Source organism: Pseudomonas sp. P5_A12 (assembly GCF_056400685.1).
On sequence record NZ_JBFUKU010000550.1, the window covers coordinates 1 to 1644 of the forward strand.

The 1644-nt window shown below is 56.2% G+C and carries 2 protein-coding genes; both read left to right on the forward strand.

Going from position 1 to position 1644, the window contains the following annotated elements; genetic code table 11:
• Positions 1–126: 126 nt before the first annotated feature.
• The gene (locus AC1DSG_RS31000) at positions 127–1329 is read left to right on the forward strand and encodes a CaiB/BaiF CoA transferase family protein (protein WP_477794271.1); all 1203 of its coding nucleotides are present in this window, start codon (positions 127–129) and stop codon (positions 1327–1329) included.
• A 61-nt stretch (positions 1330–1390) separates the two neighbouring features.
• Positions 1391–1644 (forward strand): electron transfer flavoprotein subunit beta/FixA family protein (locus tag AC1DSG_RS31005; protein ID WP_477794272.1); only part of this gene is annotated, 254 nt, incomplete at its 3' end.

The window sequence follows — 1644 nt, forward strand, 5'->3', positions numbered from 1 at the left end:
GATCCTGTCCTACGTTGCCGAACACCTGCTCGAACTGCCGCGCTCCTTTTAAAGGAACAGCGTAAAGCCCAGTGCGTCGGCCCAGGCAGACGCGACTGGGGAGCCATGACAAGAGAGATAATAATCATGAGCCAACCCAAAGGCATCCGTCCGCTCGATGGCATTACCGTCGTCAGCCTTGAGCATGCGATTGCAGCGCCCTTCTGCACCCGACAATTGGCCGACCTTGGTGCGCGTGTGATCAAGGTCGAACGCCCAGGCACGGGTGACTTCGCCAGAGGTTACGACCAACGCGTCAACGGTCTCGCCTCGCACTTCGTCTGGACCAATCGCTCGAAAGAAAGCCTGACCCTCGATCTGAAACAGGATTCGGCTACCGAGGTGCTGGACAGTTTGCTGGCCACTGCCGATGTTCTGGTGCAGAACCTGGCGCCAGGTGCAGCAGCACGAATGGGACTTTCATTTGAGGCTTTGCATCAGCGGTTTCCGCGCCTGATCGTTTGTGACATTTCAGGCTATGGTGCAGGCGGCCCCTATGAAAAGAAAAAAGCCTATGACTTGTTGATCCAGAGCGAAGGTGGATTCCTTTCGGTCACCGGCGGACCGGGTGAGGAAGAAATGGCCAAGGCAGGTTGCTCGATTGCTGACATCGCGGCCGGCATGTACGCCTACACAGGAATTCTATCTGCCTTGCTGTTGCGTGGACGCACTGGCGAAGGTAGCCACCTCGATGTGTCCATGCTGGAAAGCCTGGTCGAGTGGATGAACTACCCAATGTACTACGCCTACGACGGCGCTACACCTCCCCCTCGCGCCGGCGCCGCGCACGCCACGATCTACCCCTATGGTCCCTTCCCCATCGGTGACGGCACTACAGTAATGCTGGGTTTGCAGAACGAACGAGAGTGGCAGCTGTTTTGCGACAAGGTACTGCTTTCTCCTGAACTGGYGAAAGACGAACGTTTCTCTGCCAACTTCAAGCGCGTCGAAAACCGTCAAGCGCTGCGGGCACTCATCGTTGAATCGTTCTCCACACTCAATTTCGATGCCGTGTTTGATCGGTTGGAGCATGCGCAAATCGCTAATGCTCGGGTCAATGACATGCAAGGTGTTTGGGACCATCCGCAACTTCTGGCACGTGATCGCTGGCGGGAAGTCGAAACCTCTGTCRGCACGGTTCCTAGCTTGATACCTCCTGGCAGCAACAGCGCATTCGAGCCACGTATGGATGCCGTACCGGGCCTCGGTCAGCACACAGAACAGGTGCTCAGGGAACTGGGGCTGGGTACGGATCGTATTGAACAAATGCGCGCAGCCGGGGCGATTTAGCCTTGATCTGAAAACAAAAAGCTGCCTGCAACGATCAAAGTTTTTGAGAGAACACTGCCCAATGAAGATCCTGGTAGCTGTAAAACGAGTAGTCGACTACAACGTGAAAGTTCGCGTCAAAGCAGACAATTCCGGCGTCGACCTCACCAACGTCAAGATGTCGATGAACCCGTTCTGCGAAATCGCAGTGGAAGAAGCGGTACGCCTGAAAGAGCTTTCTATAAAAGAAGAGCGCGTTGCGACTGAAGTCCTCGTCGTCTCCGTCGGCCCGTCTACCGCTCAAGAGCAACTGCGCACCGCGCTGGCTCTGGGGGC